This window comes from Dryocola boscaweniae, from assembly GCF_025215095.1.
Taxonomy (GTDB): domain Bacteria; phylum Pseudomonadota; class Gammaproteobacteria; order Enterobacterales; family Enterobacteriaceae; genus Dryocola; species Dryocola boscaweniae.
The window spans coordinates 1-397 of record NZ_JALHAP010000029.1; the positions used below are offsets into that span (position 1 = coordinate 1).

At 69.3% G+C, this 397-nt stretch carries 1 protein-coding gene; it reads right to left on the reverse strand.

Annotation, left to right across the window (positions count from 1 at the left end; all coding sequences use genetic code 11):
* On the reverse strand, positions 1-397 hold a 397-nt coding region (locus MUA00_RS00140), incomplete at both ends, for an aconitase family protein (RefSeq protein ID WP_271130443.1).

A 397-nucleotide genomic window follows, 5' to 3' on the forward strand; every position in this document is an offset into this window, starting at 1 on the left:
CTCCACCGCCTTCTTCGCCAGCAGGCCGGCGGCCATCATCACGCTGGGGTTGGAGGTGTTGGTGCAGGAGGTGATGGCGGCGATCACCACCGCGCCGTTCTTCAGGCGGTGGGTCTGGCCGTCGTGCTGGTAGTCGATCTCGCCGAAGGCGGCGTTGGCGCCGACCGCGGTGCCGCCGCCGCCCTCGCTGAGCAGGCGGCCTTCTTCGGTGCTGGAGGGATGCAGTTGCAGGCCGAGGAACTCGTTGAAGGCGCTGGCGACGTTCTGCAGGGCCACGCGGTCCTGCGGGCGCTTCGGTCCGGCCAGACTGGCCTCGACTTCGCCCATGTCCAGGTGCAGGGTGTCGGTGAACACCGGCTCGTGGCCCTTCTCGCGCCACAGGCCCTGTTCCTTGCTG